This window comes from Nonlabens sp. SCSIO 43208 (assembly GCF_050703575.1).
In the GTDB taxonomy this organism is placed as follows: Bacteria; Bacteroidota; Bacteroidia; order Flavobacteriales; family Flavobacteriaceae; genus Nonlabens; species Nonlabens tegetincola.
The window spans coordinates 154,281-172,733 of the sequence record NZ_CP065365.1 but is presented as its reverse complement, the minus strand read 5'-3'; the positions used below and the strand labels follow the sequence as shown (position 1 = coordinate 172,733).

Genomic DNA, 18,453 nt, shown 5'->3' with positions numbered 1-18,453 from the left:
ACACACAACGGTTTTGTATATGATGCGTTGCTTGGTTTAGCACGTAATTTAGTAAATAAAAACCGAATAGAAAATCCGCGAGGATTTTCGTAAGTAGGCTTTCACTAGCAATGGATTATATACGTTGTTGCCCACAGTATTTTTCGAAGCGTAATGTTTTCAATGCTTTGATAAATTCCGCTTGAGTTTTTTCATTCAAATACCATCCGTAAAATCCAATTCCGATTTTATTATACTTTTCTTTACTACCAGTTAAACTATCAATATAAATTCCAGTTCCGCCATAACCTTTGTTTCTTGGTGTAATTATTTTCGCTTTGAAACAATCAATTGAATCTAATTCAGTTTGGTATTGCAAATATTCGCTAAAGTCAACATCTGTTTTAAATAAATCGTCTACAATTAGATGTTTAGTTTTAGGTAATAATTCTCGCTCTTTTTTTGTGAGTTCTGCTAATCCGATAGAATCATAAACCATTGGATAATCACTTTTACTCAAGTCAGCAGAATATCTTCCAAAATCAAAATTCAGCGAATCATTTTTATCCGTTATAATTCCGCCAACATAACTATCAATTCCTTTTCTCTCGTATTTATTCCAATTTTCAGGAACAGTAATCTCAAATTGTCCAAAGTCAATAACTTTATATTTCGGACTTGCGCAAGAGCAAATGAGAAGTATAATTATTATCGATAGCAGTTTTTTCATATTGTGGGCAACTAGTTTATATAAGCAATATATCAAAAATTGACATTTACTACCCATAACACAGGTATATAAATAGGTTTTTCTCATTGTTACTTTATTGTTGTATAAATGGTAGATACGCATGTTTATACACTATTACGATAAATGTAATACCTAAACAGACCTGGTAGTTAAGGGTTAAGTAAACCTAGAAAAGTTTATGTTCCATAAGAAGCTATATTTAACTCCTTCGTGACATAGTTAAGTCGTTTAAAAAGCAAACAATTCATCGTCTTTGCCGCATACACCGTTAATGATCTATCCGTTTTTCCTCATTATATAAAATCTTTCACACACGCTTCTACTAGAACAGTCTAGGGTTGGAAGGCACCATTTAGGACAATTGCCTTATTGCTTAAAAAACGCACCCATCGCAATTTTAAAATATCAAATTTATAATTATGCGATGCTCTTTTTTAGTGCTACTTGTGTTAGTGAGTAGCTTTCTTAATGCTCAGGAAAAAGTAGATCTATCCACTTACTCACCTCTCAATCCTAAACCTTTTATGGATCCTGCACCGTTGCCTCACAATGGCTATGGTGAGATTGTAGCTATAAGTCATTTATGGCAGCATGGTGACCTTAAATACACGCTCTATTACAATGAAAAGGGTGTGGTTGATAGTTTGTTTGATCCTCAAAAAGGCAAATTTGATATAAGTGATTACTCCTTTATAAAGGATAAAAAAAACCGAATTGTACAAGAAAAATGGACAGTCAATTCAGAAGATCCTAAACTGCACTCTTATTCTTATGACGATCGTGGTAACCTAGTTAAGTTTATTACATACCGTAGAAAGCAATTTCGCAAGGGTGTTTATAAAATGGTAGAGGACAAGGTAAAAGAATTCACTTATGACAATGACAACAGGTTGATTTCTGGTAATGGTTATGACTATAACTATTCCATAAAGAATAATACACTCACCATTACCTATGGTAGCAATGGTAGTCAAACTGTAAAAAAGTACGATAAATACGGCCGCTTAATTTACTACGATCACAAAAGTACTGCTGTACCATCAAATCCAACTACTTATACCTATGTTAAGGATCACAAGAACAACATTATTGCTCAATTAAATAATAAGGGTGACTATAATGCTATCAAGATCTTTCATTATTCTGATGGTTCTGCCAGTACTATTTCATTTGATAAGGTGCAAAAAAAATGGGCTGCGCCCAGCGAGAAGTTAGTCTGGAACGGTTATACAGCAGGTGATTTAGTAAGGTCTCAAGGACTTTATAAAAAAGGGGAATTACAAGGAATAGGATGGATACAAGGTTATGGTAAACGAGTTGAAGGTAATTTTAAAAACAACATGTTGCATGGACCAGGCTATATACGGGATTTTTTAACCAAGGATACTTATACAATAGGAGAGTTTAAAGCAGGGAAACTAGATGGCTATGGTATCAAAATAGTAAATGGAATTGCCGTAGAAGCAGGGATTTACAAGAACGGTAACATTCAAAACTCCTACGACCTTAATACAGTCAATGGCGACACAAAATTATGTTCTCAGGATGTTTGTGAAGACGGGTTTGTACAAAAGAAAACAACCAGTTATTACACCAAAAGTTATGGCTTTTATCAGAATGGAAAACCTATAGGACCTGCTGTAGAATTTGGTCGCGAAAAGATTGCAGTAGCCTTTTTTGATTCAAGCGGAGTAAATTTTTTCTTGGGTCCTAATCAAAATTATTATGTCATAGCTCACTATAAAGACAGTAAACTAGAAGGCATGGGTTACATCGCTACTAGCAACCAGTACCAAGTAGGAAAATATGAAAACAATCAACTGGTACAATCATACCGCGAGTAGGATACTAACTAGCTTTTTATAAATGAAATATTACACAATGAAACATAGAACCTATTATCTATTAACGCTTTTTATCGTACTGGTGAGTACCTTAAAAGCACAGGATCAAATAGTAAAAGATTGGTATAGAGCGCCTTTAAATCCGCTCACACCGCTAGAAGAATTACATTTTATTGCACAAGGTCCTATTAAAGGAAACATTCTCAAAATAAATGATCACTGGTATGATACGTCTGGGTTCTCGTTAAAATCCAATGTACTGGACAATCTAGAAATAGCTAAAAAATACAACGGTCGTTACCTTATAAAAAACGATAAAGGACAAATCATTGAAAGCAAGGAGTTTAATTCTGGGAAAGAAAACAGCACCACCTTTACTTATAACGAGCAAGGTTTACTTATAGAGCGCAATTATCAAACCGATGGAAAGGTCAAGACCTATTTTTATGATACTGATAACCGGCTCATCAAGGATGTTTTTACAAGCTCAACCTTTACCTATACCTCTGTTTACACCTATTCCAACAAGGGTAAATCATTGGTGATTAATGAGGTGACAACAAATAAAGATGGTGTTGTGGTTAATGAATACAACTATACCTACCGCGACGGATTGCTCAGACAACGAGAAGAGGTAGGTCAAGAATCAACTTCCTATACCTATGAATTTGATAGTAATTACAATTGGATTACTCAATACAAAGAAGGACAGGTCATTAATTCAAAAAGGGACTTGTTTTATCACGATCAATTAAAGGAGCCTAGAGTTTATAAAGCAATCGTTCAAAAAGGAACATACTCGCCATTCCTTGTAGTTACTGTAAACGACATGAAACTGCAAACACATAAAGGTAAAAACGTGCATTATGCTTTTGATCCCAGCAGTAATCGTTACTTAAAAATCCCAGTTTCATCTAGTGAAATCAATGCTGCTAATCTAGGTAAAACATACGATGTTCTGGAGCTTCCTATAGGCAACAACTTGTTAACCATTCCTTCCAACTATGGTAAGCCTCACATTTACTTACGAGGAGTACGCATGTACTAACCTTTTTTGATTCACAGTTACAATCTATAAAATATGAAGAGTTTAATAAGTATGTTTTTAGTGTTCGCTTTCGCGAAAGCGATAACAGCACAAGTTCATTCAAGTCTAGAACACTTAAAGTTACCTCAAATAACACAGACAGATAATACGGCCAAAAACGAAGTGTATAGAATACAAACGGCAACTTATAAGGCCGATAGTTTGGGTTATGAACCGGTTGTTCTACAGGTTCAAAATTTTAATGAAGCAGGGCTGAAATTTCAAGACTATCAACAAATTTTTGGTAAGTACAAGTCAGAGACCTTAGACAGTTTTTATTACACAGGAACCAGGTTAGATAGTATCGTTAAAAAAACGAGTTCAGGTGGATTTGATGCTACCATGATTTTTGAATGTGACAATCAAGGTCGTGTTACCAGTGAAAAGGCAACAGGTAAATACATCAATTATGTTACCCAGTATACTTATGAGAACAATCAACTGCAACATATTGAAATGAAGTTGAAAAGAGGTAATCGTAGAACAGCAACTTACTACTATAAAAAAGGAAACCTGGATTATGTAAAACAACATGAATACAAGGAAAACGGTGAACTTAAAAAGGAATTTACCGTGTATTATACAAGCGGTATTCCCATTGCTAGAGTTACTGCCGATGATCCATTAATCACCGTGGCCGATTTTACTGGGGTATACAAAATACGTACACAGTTATCTCAAGAACAAGCCATTGAAGAATTACAAAAAGCAGCTGCAATTTCAAGAACCGATTTGTTTAACAAAAGAAAGGAAATTACCCAGCAAGAAGTGATGCTAGAGCAATACAGTACATCAACCGAAAGTTCAACCGGCGAATGGACTAAACGACACATAACTCGCAAAATGTTCTCAAAACTTGAAGATAGATGGGTGTTTAGGAAATTATACTTTCCTGATAGTACAACCGTAGGTAGCACTCAATTTGATATTCTTTTTCAGCACAAAATAAAACGATACTAACAGCATGTAGCAATGGAAACAAATGTTTTATTTCAAGAAGCACCTTTATCACAACAAGATAAACGCACGCTCAGATTTGGTATCATAGGATTTGTAGTGGTGCCAATACTCTTTGGGGCTTTTATATTTTTTGGTTTCAGCTGGGTTCAGGGTAAGCCTTTATTTAGTCAAGAAATTGCGATGCCAGAATATATGGTTATTGCCTTTATGTCAATAATTATCCTCTTTTGTACCGTAATGCTATGGAAAAAAGTAATTGATTTTAGAGCAGGTATTAAACACGTCTATTCAGGTGTTTTACAAGATAAACGTAAATCGATTACAAGATCCCAGTCATCAGGTAGCGGAAGAAATGGTCGATCAAGTAGTAAAACAACCATCACCTATTATCTTAAATTAAATTATGCAGAGTTCCAGGTAAGTGCCGCTCAATATTCAAAGGGTCAGGTAGGTGATGTTATTCAGCTAGAACAGGTACCTACAAGTAAAGTAATTTTGAATGTAACGGTTATAGAACCTACTAAAACTAACGAAGAAGATAGTAGATTCTCAACTAAATACACGGCAGCTTTTATACCCAAAATAGTTTCTTTAACTGCTACAGATCAACAAGCATTAAGAACAGCCTGGTACACCAAATTACGCAAAGCAGTACTTATATCAATTGTACCCTTATTCATAATTATTAGTTTAATAAGTTCTGGTTTATCTGGATTACTCTTGTTTTTATTTCCATTACCCATTATTGTCGGATGGCAGTTGTTTTCTTTAATAAAGTGGTACAGCAAGTATCGCAGGGTTTTATCCAGTAATAATAAAACCGTTACAAGATCTCAAGTTATTGATAAGTTTTCCAGTAGTAGCAATGGATCGCGTACTACTCATTATATACAAATAAACGAGAAAAGCATTACTGTCCCAGTAGATGTATACCAACAGCTCAATGGTGGCGATAGTGTTGAGGTCCATCAAATCCCTTTATTAAATCTCGTAACTCAAACAGTGTTACTTCCTAAATAGTGATTTAGGCCAATTGACCTATTTCACAACCACGGTGCCTAGGGCATATTTGAACTATAAATACATATAACCATGAAAAACAATTTAGTATGCTTGTTATTGATGTGTGTTTTTAGTTTCACCGCTTTGCAAGCTCAATCCTTAGGAGAATTTAAAGCCAGTACTTCTGGATCATATGGAGTTAAAAAACTGAAGCAGGCAAACAAAAGAATTTACATCGCTCAATTTAAAACCAATTTTGAGGTTTTTAAGGACGCTGTGAGCTATAAAAGTGGTAGTTCATTTGGCGGTAGAAATTCGGCAACGGCTAAACTTGCCGTAGCACTAGATGGACTAGACGAGAATGAATTAAAACGAATTACCAATGAAGTTTATAACGACTTTGTGTCTGATTTAAAGGACGCTGGATTAGAAATCATCACAGCCGATGAAGCTGGTAAAACAGAGGTTTATAAAGATTACACGAGACGTGAAGGCGGAGAAATAATTCCTACTAAATTACCTGGCGTTGTTACAGTAACTCCAGAAAATTTTAGTTACTACGTTAAAGGTTTTGATAAAGAAGGAAATGAAAAAAAGGGCTGGAATCCTTTTTCAATGGACACAGATTTAAACAAGAACAAAAAATTAGCCAAGGAATTGGGTGATGTTCTAGTTGCCAAAGTGGATTTGAATATTTTGTTTATCGAAGTAAAAGAAGGCTGGAGTCCTGGAGCTGCAAAAGTTACTTTTAAAACTGATTTACGACTGGTGTCTAGTGACAACATCACCGCCGAAAAGAAAAAAGGTTTGAGATTCAAAGGTTCAAATGATGTGTTTCCAGTAAAAACAATGGTTCATATTACAGATGCTAAAGGGAATAATTACAACGGTACTTTGAAAAAGGCACTACCTATAGAAGGAGTGCTAGAAAAGCAAAAAATCAAAGCCGTGCAATCTAAAGGAATGTCAGAAACTGCTACTAGTTTTAATCCTATTGTTTACACCTACGACAAAACGACTAGAAAATTTCAATCAGTACCGGTAGATGGTGCGGCCTATATCAAGGGAGCAAAAATGGCGATGAGTAAATTTTTAAAACACCATCTCGCAGAACTTAAGGAGAAAATGAAATAAAGGGAGATTATTTATGTAATCTTTTAAGCCACAGGTTGTAGGGGACTTGTGGCTTTTTTAGTTTAAGAGAAATACGCTATTTGCCTGATTGAACTGGATAGATGGTTGCCATAAGTTTGATTGATTAAACTAACGTAATGAATAAGACTATAAAACTGAGCCTGCTATTTTTTTTACAATGTCTAGGGTTACATGCGCAATATGAACCAAACTTTGACATAGCGCCTTGCAATCCTGTTCCAGAATTTCACACACTGCATGCAGAACATGTTACAGGAGATGTTTATGCACTTGATGAGTACTTGTATGATAAGAATGGCAAACAAGTATTAACAGGTCTAGCAGGTAAAGTAACTGAGTTTTGTAAATACTCCAAGGAAGAAGCCAAAGCTTTGAGAAAATACTATTGCTTGCGAGATGAAAAAGACCGTTTAATTGAGCGAGGTAGTTATGATGCTGATGGAACATTAAATGCGACTCAATATTTTTATAAAAATGGACTTTTTATAAAGCAGGTGTCCAAGTGGAACACGCGTAATTTTGAGTACGATAACAAAGGAAGAATTATTTTGTCTACCACCATTCATCCAGCAAAGGATGACCAGCCTGAGGTAGAAACTTATACCAAATACAGGTACCAGGATATAGAAAACGGTGAGATCAAAGTAAACATGGAGTCTAAATACTACAACGGCGACATAACCCATACCACCTATCATTATAAAAATGGTTTAATCACCTATTCTGAAAGAAATAAGTACACCTACGAATATAAATTTGATGAAAAAGGCAATTGGGTTTATAATCGTTTTTCTCCTAAAGAGGATAGATTTTCAAAAAAGGTGCGCTCTATCATTTATTATTCAGATTTTAATAAGCCATCATTTCATTTTGCTCCAGACCCTAGAACGGAATACACTTCTTTAATCTATCCCTACTTAAACGATAAGATTTTTAGAGCAGCTCAACGCACTATAATAGGTAAGAAAAACAAAGCTTATGAGGTGTTTTATTTTCCATTAGTCAACTACTACGTTGTTCCCGATGTAAATCTATTACCTACACTTGACGGTAGAGTAACACGAGCAGAAGCTAAAGCCGTTTACAACACTCAAATGGCTTACTATCGCAATATTTCTACTAATAAATTTGTAGTTCTTGACAAGGGAGAACGAATGTCAGACTATTCGAAATTTGGTAAATGGGAATTTTTAGAAAATGGCGATCCAGTGATAACGGTAAACAAAATACCTACCTATATTCTTAAGGATTACTATCAAGCCAAAGACAAGGAGTTAAAACCTGTTTTACCCTATAACGGTGAACCCTTGAAATTAGCTTCGGTGGTTGCTAGCAATGATTCAAATCAAGAAAAAAAAGCGCCCACAACTACTACCTTAATTTGTAAAAAAGGAAACTGTATTGATGGATATGGAATAGCTACCAAAGGGACCATAGAATATAAAGGCGAATTTAAAAATGGACAACCACACGGTATTATCGTTGCTACACAAGAAAATGGAAATTACTATCGTGGTGAATATGCTTATGGCAAAAGAAATGGTAGCGGAACGTATTATTGGAAAGAAACAGACCAGTACTACATAGGTAGCTGGAAGAATAATGTACAGCACGGTTACGGTATCAACAAAAAGGGAAAGAAAATTCTTAACGCTGGTATTTTAGACAGCAATAAGTTTACCTTAAGCTTGGGAACTCAATATGTAAACAAGAAAATATACGGTAGTTGTAGAGGTAATTGCAGTAACGGTTTCGGCGGTTATCGATACCGTAATGGCGGTCAAAGTGTTGGATTTTGGAAAAATAGTAAATTAAGCAATTATTCGCTCACAGTATTTGGAAATGGAGATAGCTACGTAGGTAAATACGTCAACGGATTGCGCAGTGGTTTTGGTGAATATTTTTGGAAAAATGGAACTTCTTACACAGGAAACTGGCTCAATAATAAAGAACACGGATTCGGTATCCTGATCTACAGCAACGGCCAACAAAAAGTCGGGTATTGGGAAAATGGTAATTATTTAGGAACTTCTAAACGGTCGTAAAGTAATTACAAATTAACAGTTGCATTAATCTATCGTGCAATTGATAATGGACTTAGAATGAAAATCAGATGCCATTCTAAGTCCAATGCAATAAAGAAATTACTTCTTATGTCTTTTAGCTAGTTCATTCTCAATGTCTTTTAGAGAGTAACCTTTGGCCTTGAGCAATACCAAGTAATGATACATTAAATCACCAGCTTCATAAATGAAATCTTCTTCCTTACCATTTATAGCATCTATAACGGTTTCTACAGCTTCTTCACCTACCTTTTGGGCTACTTTATTGATGCCTTTTTGAACTAGAGAATACGTATAACTTCCTTCTATTTTTTCATCAATGCGCTGGTGTATGGTTTTCTCTAAATCATAAACCGTAAACGCTTGTGAATTAGAATCGTCATCATCAAAACAACTTACCTCACCTCGATGACAAGTAGGTCCATGAGCGTGTGCTTTAATTAAAATAGCGTCCTGATCGCAGTCCAATCTTATTTCTTCAATATCTAGAAAGTTATTGCTTGATTCTCCTTTAGTCCACAGTCGCTGCTTACTACGTGAATAGAATGTTACTCTGTTCTGCTTTCGCGAAAGCGTAAAAGCTTCTTCATTCATATATCCCAGCATCAACACTTTTGAGGTAGTGGCATCTTGAACAATTACGGGTAATAGTCCATCGCTAGCTTTATTCCAATTGGGTGTTTTCATTAGTATCTTTTTATATTCTTACAGCTACACCAGCTTCATTAAGTTGATTTTTTAAATCTGGAACCGGCAATTCACCAAAATGAAATATACTTGCCGCAAGTCCAGCACTTGCATGGGTTTTAGAAAACAGATCAACAAAGTGTTGCGTGTTACCGCCACCACCAGATGCTATAATCGGTATATTAAGTTCTCGTGAAAGAATATCGGTAATCTCAAGTGCAAATCCGTTCTTTGTTCCATCGTGATTCATGCTAGTAAGTAGAATTTCACCTGCGCCACGAGTTTCACATTCTTTACACCATGTAATGGTTTCCTTGTCTGTTTCAAATCGTCCACCACCTATAAAAACCTTATTTGTTGATTTGTCTGTGTTGTCAACTTCTATAAGTTTAGTGTCCACAGCTACAACAACACACTGACTACCTAACTCTTGTGCCAGTTCGTTAATAAGTTCAGGTCGTTTAACAGCAGCACTATTAACGGCTATTTTATCGGCACCTGCTTTAATGATTTCTTTAGCCAGCTTTACATCGTTAATTCCGCCTCCTACGGTAAAAGGGATATTAAGAACGCTTGCAATTTCCTTAACGAGCGGAACCAAGGTTTCTCTTTTTTCAATAGTTGCTGTGATGTCTAGAAAACACAGCTCATCGGCGCCTTGCAAGGCATATTGTTTAGCCAGCTCTACGGGATCACCAGCATCACGCAAACCTACAAAGTTAATTCCCTTTACAGTGCGACCATCCTTAATGTCTAAACAAGGTATAATTCTTTTTTTAAGCATATTAGTTTACATTATGAGATTTGAATATCTCAACCTGATTGATTTTTAATTAGAAAGTAAAAAGGAGCTCAACTGTTTTAATTCAATAGTTCCCTCATAGATTGCTTTACCAATTATGGCGCCTTCACAACCCATTTCATTTAATTTATACACGTCATCTATCGAGGTTACACCACCGCTAGCAATAAGTTTGGTTGTTGAATGGTTAGAAGGATCTACTTGTATATCCAAAATAGATTTATACAAGTCATAGCTAGGTCCAGAAAGCATCCCATCCTTGGCAATATCAGTACAAATAACGTACTCAATATTTTTTTTGCGCCATTCTTTGATAAATTCAATTACTTCGAGTTCGCTACTTTCTAGCCAACCGTGAGTGGCAATTTTACCTTCTTTAGCATCGGCACCCAAAATGATTTTCTCACTACCATACCTGGAAATCCATTTTTCTAACTGTTCAGGATTTTTAACGGCTATACTACCACCTGTAACCTGTTGTGCACCACTTTCAAAAACTATTTTTATATCTTCATCTGTCTTTACGCCACCTCCAAAATCTACCTGAAGATTTGTTTTATTACATAGGTCTTCTAGTACTTTCCAATTGACGACATGACTGTTTTTTGCCCCATCTAGATCAACTAGGTGCAAGTGTTTAATACCAAAGTCCTCAAACTCCTTGGCAACCTCTAGTGGATCTTCATTATAAATTGTTTTTTTGTTGTAATCACCTTGTGATAATCTTACACACTTACCTTCAATAATATCAATGGCCGGAATGATTCTCATGCGTGGTGTTTCAATATTGCTTGTTGACATGGATTGTTTTCTCTAGAGGTTAAGAAAGTTAGTTAATAGTTGCTCGCCTACTTGAGCACTTTTTTCTGGATGAAATTGGGTAGCATAAAAGTTACCCTTGTTCATCATGCTTGCAAATGGATTGATGTAATTACACACAGCAAGTGAATCTTCATTGGGCACAGCATAATAACTGTGAACGTAATAGACATCATCCTGTGAATCGATATTCTTTAATAATGGAGAACTAGATCCATTTGATGGCTCGCTCGCGATATTGTTCCATCCCATATGAGGTACTTTAAGCGTTGGGTTGTCTGGGAATTTTTTAACGATGGTGTCAAAAATCCCTAGACAATCTGTACTACCTTCTTCACTATACGTGCACATTAACTGCATTCCCAAACAAATACCTAGAACGGGCTGTGTAAGTTCTTTAATCACCTTATCCAGACCTCTTTCTTTCAAGTATTTCATGGCAGTACTTGCTTCTCCAACTCCTGGAAAAATAACCTTATCTGCAGCCTGTAATTCTTTAGGATCGTCAGTTACGATATTGTCTACACCTAGTCTGTTTAAAGCATTGGTAATGCTACCTATATTACCTGCGTTGTATTTTACTATAGCAATCATAATACTCCTTTTGTAGATGGTAGTTTACCATCGCCAGTTTGTTTTACAGCCATTTTGATAGCCTTGGCAAATGCCTTAAACAGACTTTCGATTTTATGGTGTTCGTTATCTCCTTCAACCTTCATATTCAAGTTACATTTAGCTGCATCACTAAAACTTTTGAAGAAGTGAAAGAATAATTCAGTAGGCATATCACCTACATATTCTCTTTTAAAATCGGCGTCCCAAACTATCCATGGTCGTCCACCAAAATCAATGGCAACCTGTGCAAGGCTATCGTCCATAGGTAGTAAAAAGCCGTATCTATTTATCCCTTTTTTAGTTGATAACGCTTTCGCGAAAGCGTCACCCAAAGCAATAGCTGTATCCTCAATGGTATGGTGTTCATCTATCTCAAGGTCGCCCTTAACTTTAATGTCCAAATCCAATGAGCCGTGACGTTGTAATTGCTCTAGCATGTGGTCGTAAAATTTCAAACCGGTATCGATAGTTCCATTTCCAGTTCCATCAAGATTTAAAGTGATATTGATGTCAGTTTCCTTGGTAGTTCTACTTACGTTCACTTTGCGAGGTTGGCCTCTTAGGAATTGGAAAATTTCTTTCCAGCTATCTGTTTTTAAGGCTACGATATCTTGATCTTCAAAATTACTATCATCTGTGATAGAAGGTAACTGAATTCCTTTACATCCTAGGTTTTTTGCTAATTGCATATCACTATTGCGATCACCTATTACAAAACTATTTGCAAGGTCATAATCACCCTTGATAAAATGAGTGAGCAGTGCTGTTCCAGGTTTTCTAGTAGGTGCATTATCTTCTGGAAAGGTTTTGTCTATAATCACCTCACTGAAGTTAACTCCTTCACCTTGTAATATGTCCATCATAAGGTTGTGTACCGGCCAAAAAGTATTTTCGGGAAAACTATCTGTTCCTAAACCATCTTGATTGGTAACCATGACTAGCTCATAATCTAACTCTCGTGCAATGCGGTGTAATTGTGTAATTGCTTGCGGTAAAAATTCTAATTTCTCGTAGCTATCTAATTGATAATCTACAGGTGGTTCTTTTACAATAGTACCGTCACGATCTATAAATAATACTTTTTTCATATTCTATAACCTTATAAAGGTTTGCTTAATTGGTTTAAAGTTTACTGGACTTGTTTTTGATAATTGTTTAATGCTAGGACCATTTCCTCGCATTCTTGCATAGTACCTACAGTGAAACGTAATGTGTTTTCAATTTGACTACTACGATTACGTATAATAATGCCTTGATCTCTCAAGTAGTTGTATACGTGGTTGGCATTTTTTACACTGGCAAGTATAAAATTAGCTTCGCTAGGGAACACCTTATTTATAAAATCAAATGTATCTAATTGTTCACTTAGCCATTTCCTATTCGCATTTAACGAAGTAATACTTTTTTGAGCTTGTTCAACGTTTCTTATAGCTGATAACGCTGCTTTTTGCGATAACTCATTTACATTGTAGGGTGGCTTAGTCTTATTAAAAAGTTCAATAATTTCTTTACTTGCAAAAGCAAATCCTACTCGAGCTGCAGCTAGTCCTTGTGCCTTTGACATAGTTTGTAGGACAACAAGATTAGGGTAATCCTGTAATCTATTAATAAAACTTATGTTTTCTGTAAAATCTTGATAAGCCTCATCAACTACAATAATCCCTTTAAAATTATTAAATAGCTTGTCCAACCTTACTTGATTTTCCTGCATTTCGTTTTCAAAAGTTGGATTAAATGGAAGGTCCATCATACCACCTTTAGTATAGTTTTGAGCTTGCCAATCGTGTTTAAGATCTGCTTTTAAAATGGCATTTCCAGTAGGATTATTAGGCGAGCAAATCCAAATAATTTTTAAGTTTTCGTTATTTGTAATTTGATTGTTGACCGCATCAAAATCAATCTCAAATACCGAATTAAGTGGTGCTTTTAAAACCTCAATATCATTAATACCAGCGCTTACCTCATACATACCATAAGTAGGAGGAAGGATTAAGGTTTTGTCCTTACCTGGATTACAGAATATTCGGTAAAGTAGGTCAATAGCCTCATCACTTCCATTTCCTACAAATATTTGATCTATGGATAATTTCTTTTGATAAGCTAGTTCTTTCTTTAATTCCAGTTGTAAAGGATCCGGATAACGATTTAATTGCCCTTGCGGATTTTCATTTGCGTCTAATAAGGTCAATTTGTTTTTACCGCTGTTGTACAGGTCAAATTCACTGCGTGCACTAGAATAAGGTTTCAGGTCCCAAATATTCCTACGTACGATATCTTTTAAGTTAAATGTCATGTTTTTTTACTGTTGAATGAAACTAGATACCTTGTGATTTTAAACTTTTCAATCTAACGCTCACCGCATTTTTGTGAGCATCTAATCCTTCTGCCGCCGCCATTAGTTCCACAGCTGGACCTAAATTTGTGATTCCTTGTGAGGTGGCTTTTTGATATGTTACCTTATTGACAAAGCTATCTACACTCACACCACTATAATTACGTGCATATCCATAAGTAGGTAATGTGTGATTTGTACCACTAGCGTAATCTCCTAAACTTTCACAAGTGTAAGCACCTATAAAAATGGAACCGGCAATATTTATTTGTGAAGACACATTCTCTGCGTTCTCAGTGTTTATGATAAGGTGTTCTGGAGCATAGAAATCGGACCAGTTCACACATTCTTGAATCGATTCTAAAACGATGATTTTACTATTTTGAAGTGCTGCGCGAGCTATGTCTTTCCTTTCTAATTCTACCAGTTGTTCTTGAACTGAATCTGTAACTCGGTTTGCAAGCTCACTAGATTCAGTAAGTAAAATTACTTGGCTGTCAGGTCCGTGTTCTGCTTGCGCTAGCAAATCGGCTGCAATAAAATCTGGATTAGCTGTTTTGTCAGCGATTACAAGAACTTCACTAGGTCCAGCAGGCATGTCAATCGCGACACCTTGCTGTTGAGCGAGTTCTTTGGCTCTAGTAACAAATGAATTACCAGGTCCAAATATTTTATCAACTGCAGGAATGGTGGTTGTGCCATAAGTCATAGCTGCTATTGCTCCTGCGCCGCCAGCCTTATATATTTCGGTAATGCCACATAATTGTGCAGTGTATAAAACTACTGGATTTATTGCACCATCACTATCTGTTGGGCTGCAAAGAATCACTTGTTTGTTACCTGCAATTTGAGCAGGAACACCTAGCATAAGTACAGTAGAAAATAAAGGAGCACTACCACCAGGAATGTACAAGCCTACTTTTTCAATAGGAAGTGATTTACGCCAGCAAGTGATTCCTAGCATGGTTTCAACAACTGGATATTCCTGGGTATAACAAGCCTTGTGAAACTTATAAATATTTTGGTAAGCTGTTTTTATCGCCTCTTTTAATTGGTTACTTACTTTATCTATGGCTGCAGTAACTTCTTGATTACTTACCTTTAAACTGCTTAAACTAGCATTGTCAAATCGTTGAGCAAACTCTATTAAGGCACTATCACCTTGTTGTTTAACTTGATTTAAAATTTCTTTTACCGCAGTATCTATGTTTGCTTTTTGCTGTTGAGGTCTTTGTAAAAGATCTGCTTGTTGTTCCCGAGTAGGGCTTTGAATAATTTGTAACATTATGCAATAAGTTTTTGAATATCGCTCACCAATATTCCTTCGGCACCAGCTTCTTTAAGTTGATCTATTACATTCCAAAAATCTTCTTCTTCGATAACGCTGTGTAAACTAGACCATCCTTCTTCTGCAAGTGGTAACACCGTAGGGCTTTTCATACCAGGAAGAAGTCGTGTAATTTCATCAATCTTTTCATTGGGAGCATTAAGCAGAATGTATTTATTCTTTTTAGCATTTTGTACTGCTTCAAGTCTAAAGAGTAGTTTATTTAAAAGAGCTGCCTTTTCACCGTCCAGTTGTTTGTTTGCAATCATCACGGCCTCACTATACATGATAGTTTCAACTTCTTTAAGACCATTCATGATCAGTGTTGATCCTGTAGAGACTATATCGCAAATACCATCTGCAAGTCCTATACCTGGAGCGATCTCTACACTACCACCTATTTCTTCGGTTGTGGCGTTTATCCCTTTACTAGCAAAGAATTTTTTGACAATGGTGGTATAACTACTAGCTATTTTTTTACCTTCAAACCAGTCTAGTCCTGTGTAATCCACATCTTTTTGAACGGCTAGACTTAAACGGCATCCTGCAAATCCTAGTTGTTTTATTACATCTACCGCTTGATCTTTTTCTTCTACTTCATTAAGTCCTAGAATCCCTAAATCTGCTACTCCATTTGCCACATATTGTGGAATATCATCATCTCTAAGAAATAAAATTTCTAGTGGAAAATTCTTAGCTTTAGTAGATAATTTACGAGAGCTATTGTCAAACTTGATCCCACAGTCTTTTAATAATTGTAAGCTCTTATCGCTTAATCTTCCGGATTTTTGAACTGCTATTTTCATGCTAATATTAGAGACTTTATCGTTTGTTTTGTTTTCTGTTGTATTCATTTTTCTTTTAAACTCTGTGTTATCTGTTATTTGATTTGCATAGAGTTTATGATTGTAAAAAACAAAAAACCCGTCTGCAAAACAGACGGGTTAATAATTATAGTTGACTTACATCAATACATCATTTGCACGCCTGTTGCGAGTAAATAAAATGATGATGATGTAGGTTTTGTTTTTTCATTACGGTGCAAACATAGTATAGGATTCGCTTTCGCGAAAGCGAAATTCTAAAAAATTAGATTATTTTAACTTATACCAGTTTATTGTCCATAATTTCTTGAACAGTTTCTGGGTTTAAAAGTGTACTGGTATCACCTAAATTGGCCGTATCGTTACTTGCTATTTTACGTAAAATTCTACGCATGATTTTACCACTACGGGTTTTTGGTAAACCGTTGGTAAATTGAATTTTATCCAATTTTGCGATAGGTCCTATACGGTCTGTAATAAGCTGATTGATTTCCTTGCGCAGGTTATCTTGATTGCGATCTTCACCTGTTTCCTTTAATGTGATGTAACCGTAAAGTGCATTTCCTTTAACATCATGAGGGAAGCCTACTATTGCACTTTCTGCGACTGCAGGATGTTCATTTATTGCATCTTCAATTGGTGCTGTACCTAAATTATGACCGCTCACAATTATAACATCGTCTACACGACCTGTAATACGATAATAACCTACAGCATCTCGTCGGGCACCATCACCTGTGAAATACATGTTTTTGTAAGCGCTAAAATAAGTATCTCGATAGCGGTCGTGGTTACCGTATATAGTACGTGCGATGGACGGCCATGGAAATTTGATACATAATCTACCTTCAACTTGATTTCCTTTAATTTCCTGCGCGTTTTCATCCATTAGGGCTGGTTGAATTCCTGGTAGCGGCAATGTAGCAAAGGTTGGGATTGTAGGAGTAGAGTAGGGAATAGGACTTATCATAATACCACCGGTTTCTGTTTGCCACCACGTATCTACTATCGGGCTGTTTTGTTTTCCTACATTATCGTTGTACCAGTGCCATGCTTCTTCATTAATAGGCTCTCCTACAGTTCCTAGAACTTTAAGTGAGCTCAAATCGTGTTTGTTTACAAAATCGATATGCTGTTTTGCCAAAGCTCGAATCGCAGTAGGAGCAGTATAAAATTGAGTTACTTTATGCTTTTCAACAATCTGCCAAAACCTACTAAAGTCTGGATAACTAGGCACACCTTCAAACATGACCGTAGTAGCACCGTTGCATAACGGCCCGTATACAATATAACTGTGTCCTGTAATCCATCCTATATCTGCAGTACACCAATAAATATCATTTTCTCTATACTGGAATACGTTTTTAAAACTGTAGGCTGCATATACCATGTATCCAGCAGTGGTATGCACCATACCTTTAGGTTTCCCAGTAGAACCTGAGGTATACAGAATAAACAAAGGATCCTCGGCATCCATCACAGTAGCTTTACAAACTGAATCGGCTGTATCTAATAAAGGTGCTAGCCATTTATCGCGACCATCTTTCATGGTAACTTCACCACCTGTTCTTTTTACTACTAAGCTGGTTGTTAAACCAGGACAGTCTTCTATTGCCTCGTCAACAATTCTCTTTAAATCAATGGTCTTGTTACCTCTATAACTTCCATCACTACATATTATTAATTTACAGTCACAATCGTTAATTCTTGTTGCAAGTGCCGTGGCGCTGAAACCTGCAAAAACTACTGAGTGAATGGCTCCTATCCTAGCACAAGCAAGCACAGCAATGGCAAGTTCCGGAATCATAGGAAGATAAATACATACTCGATCTCCTTTTTCTACTCCTTGAGATTTGAGAACATTTGCCATAGTAGAAACACGCTTGTGTAACTCCTTATAGGTTATGTGCTGGGTTTCTTCATTAGGGTCATTAGGTTCAAATAAAATGGCAGTTTTATCGGCCCTTGTTGCTAGGTGTCTGTCTAAACAATTTTCTGTGATATTAAGTTGAGCTCCTTCAAACCATTTTATCTCTGGTTTGGTAAAATCCCAAGAGAGAACGTTGTCCCATTTTTTGCGCCAGAGAAAATGTTCCTCTGCTATTTCTTCCCAAAAATTTTCAGGATTTCGTACTGATTTGCGGTATACTTGCCAGTATTCTTCAAGGTGTTTTATGTGGTAATTACTCATGTTAAGTTGTTTTTT

General features: G+C 36.1%; 16 protein-coding genes. 6 read left to right on the top strand and 10 right to left on the bottom strand.

Features of this window, described 5'->3' with window-relative positions; translation table 11 throughout:
• Positions 1-115: 115 nt before the first annotated feature.
• Positions 116-709, bottom strand: coding sequence for a hypothetical protein (locus I5168_RS00885; protein WP_431472164.1), 594 nt, complete (start codon positions 707-709; stop codon positions 116-118).
• Positions 710-1,182: 473 nt separating this feature from the next.
• Here I5168_RS00885 and I5168_RS00880 point away from each other — a divergent pair, with 473 nt between their 5' ends.
• The 6 genes from I5168_RS00880 (at position 1,183) to I5168_RS00855 (ending at position 8,823) form a co-directional block, all read left to right on the top strand.
• Positions 1,183-2,574 carry a hypothetical protein gene (locus I5168_RS00880; protein ID WP_431472163.1) on the top strand — a complete coding sequence of 464 codons (1,392 nt, stop codon included), beginning with the start codon at positions 1,183-1,185 and terminating at the stop codon, positions 2,572-2,574.
• A gap of 37 nt (positions 2,575-2,611) precedes the next feature.
• Positions 2,612-3,622 carry a hypothetical protein gene (locus I5168_RS00875; protein ID WP_431472162.1) on the top strand — a complete coding sequence of 337 codons (1,011 nt, stop codon included), beginning with the start codon at positions 2,612-2,614 and terminating at the stop codon, positions 3,620-3,622.
• A gap of 33 nt (positions 3,623-3,655) precedes the next feature.
• Positions 3,656-4,621: a hypothetical protein gene (locus tag I5168_RS00870; protein ID WP_431472161.1), complete on the top strand. Its 966-nt coding sequence runs from the start codon at positions 3,656-3,658 to the stop codon at positions 4,619-4,621.
• Positions 4,622-4,633: 12 nt separating this feature from the next.
• Positions 4,634-5,641 carry a hypothetical protein gene (locus tag I5168_RS00865; protein WP_431472160.1) on the top strand — a complete coding sequence of 336 codons (1,008 nt, stop codon included), beginning with the start codon at positions 4,634-4,636 and terminating at the stop codon, positions 5,639-5,641.
• A 72-nt stretch (positions 5,642-5,713) separates the two neighbouring features.
• Entirely contained in the window at positions 5,714-6,757 is a 1,044-nt protein-coding gene (locus I5168_RS00860) for a hypothetical protein (protein ID WP_431472159.1), read from the top strand.
• 137 nt (positions 6,758-6,894) lie between these two features.
• The gene (locus I5168_RS00855; RefSeq protein ID WP_431472158.1) at positions 6,895-8,823 is read left to right on the top strand and encodes an MORN repeat-containing protein; all 1,929 of its coding nucleotides are present in this window, start codon (positions 6,895-6,897) and stop codon (positions 8,821-8,823) included.
• A gap of 99 nt (positions 8,824-8,922) precedes the next feature.
• On the opposite strand, the gene hisIE is transcribed toward I5168_RS00855, so the two are convergent.
• The 9 genes from hisIE to acs all read right to left on the bottom strand — a co-directional run bounded on the left by hisIE (position 8,923) and on the right by acs (position 18,438).
• On the bottom strand, positions 8,923-9,528 hold the full coding sequence (hisIE, locus tag I5168_RS00850; RefSeq protein WP_431472157.1) for a bifunctional phosphoribosyl-AMP cyclohydrolase/phosphoribosyl-ATP diphosphatase HisIE: 606 nt from the start codon (positions 9,526-9,528) through the stop codon (positions 8,923-8,925).
• A gap of 10 nt (positions 9,529-9,538) precedes the next feature.
• Positions 9,539-10,312 carry an imidazole glycerol phosphate synthase subunit HisF gene (gene hisF, locus I5168_RS00845; protein WP_105018576.1) on the bottom strand — a complete coding sequence of 258 codons (774 nt, stop codon included), beginning with the start codon at positions 10,310-10,312 and terminating at the stop codon, positions 9,539-9,541.
• Positions 10,313-10,357: 45 nt separating this feature from the next.
• Complete coding sequence (gene hisA / locus I5168_RS00840) at positions 10,358-11,101, bottom strand: 1-(5-phosphoribosyl)-5-[(5-phosphoribosylamino)methylideneamino]imidazole-4-carboxamide isomerase (protein WP_431472772.1); 744 nt, start codon at positions 11,099-11,101, stop codon at positions 10,358-10,360.
• 42 nt (positions 11,102-11,143) lie between these two features.
• A complete protein-coding gene (gene hisH, locus I5168_RS00835) occupies positions 11,144-11,743 on the bottom strand; it encodes an imidazole glycerol phosphate synthase subunit HisH (RefSeq protein WP_431472156.1) in 600 nt (199 codons plus the stop codon).
• Positions 11,740-12,852, bottom strand: a complete 1,113-nt coding sequence (gene hisB, locus I5168_RS00830; RefSeq protein WP_431472155.1) for a bifunctional histidinol-phosphatase/imidazoleglycerol-phosphate dehydratase HisB — start codon at positions 12,850-12,852, stop codon at positions 11,740-11,742. The genes hisH and hisB overlap by 4 nt, the downstream gene beginning before the upstream one ends.
• A 41-nt stretch (positions 12,853-12,893) precedes the next feature.
• Positions 12,894-14,057, bottom strand: a complete 1,164-nt coding sequence (locus I5168_RS00825) for a pyridoxal phosphate-dependent aminotransferase (protein WP_431472154.1) — start codon at positions 14,055-14,057, stop codon at positions 12,894-12,896.
• A 22-nt stretch (positions 14,058-14,079) separates the two neighbouring features.
• Positions 14,080-15,381: a histidinol dehydrogenase gene (gene hisD, locus I5168_RS00820; protein ID WP_431472153.1), complete on the bottom strand. Its 1,302-nt coding sequence runs from the start codon at positions 15,379-15,381 to the stop codon at positions 14,080-14,082.
• Entirely contained in the window at positions 15,381-16,277 is an 897-nt protein-coding gene (gene hisG, locus I5168_RS00815; RefSeq protein ID WP_258150485.1) for an ATP phosphoribosyltransferase, read from the bottom strand. Before hisG ends, hisD begins: the two co-directional genes overlap by 1 nt.
• 250 nt (positions 16,278-16,527) lie before the next feature.
• On the bottom strand, positions 16,528-18,438 hold the full coding sequence (gene acs, locus I5168_RS00810; protein ID WP_431472152.1) for an acetate--CoA ligase: 1,911 nt from the start codon (positions 18,436-18,438) through the stop codon (positions 16,528-16,530).
• Positions 18,439-18,453: the final 15 nt, after the last annotated feature.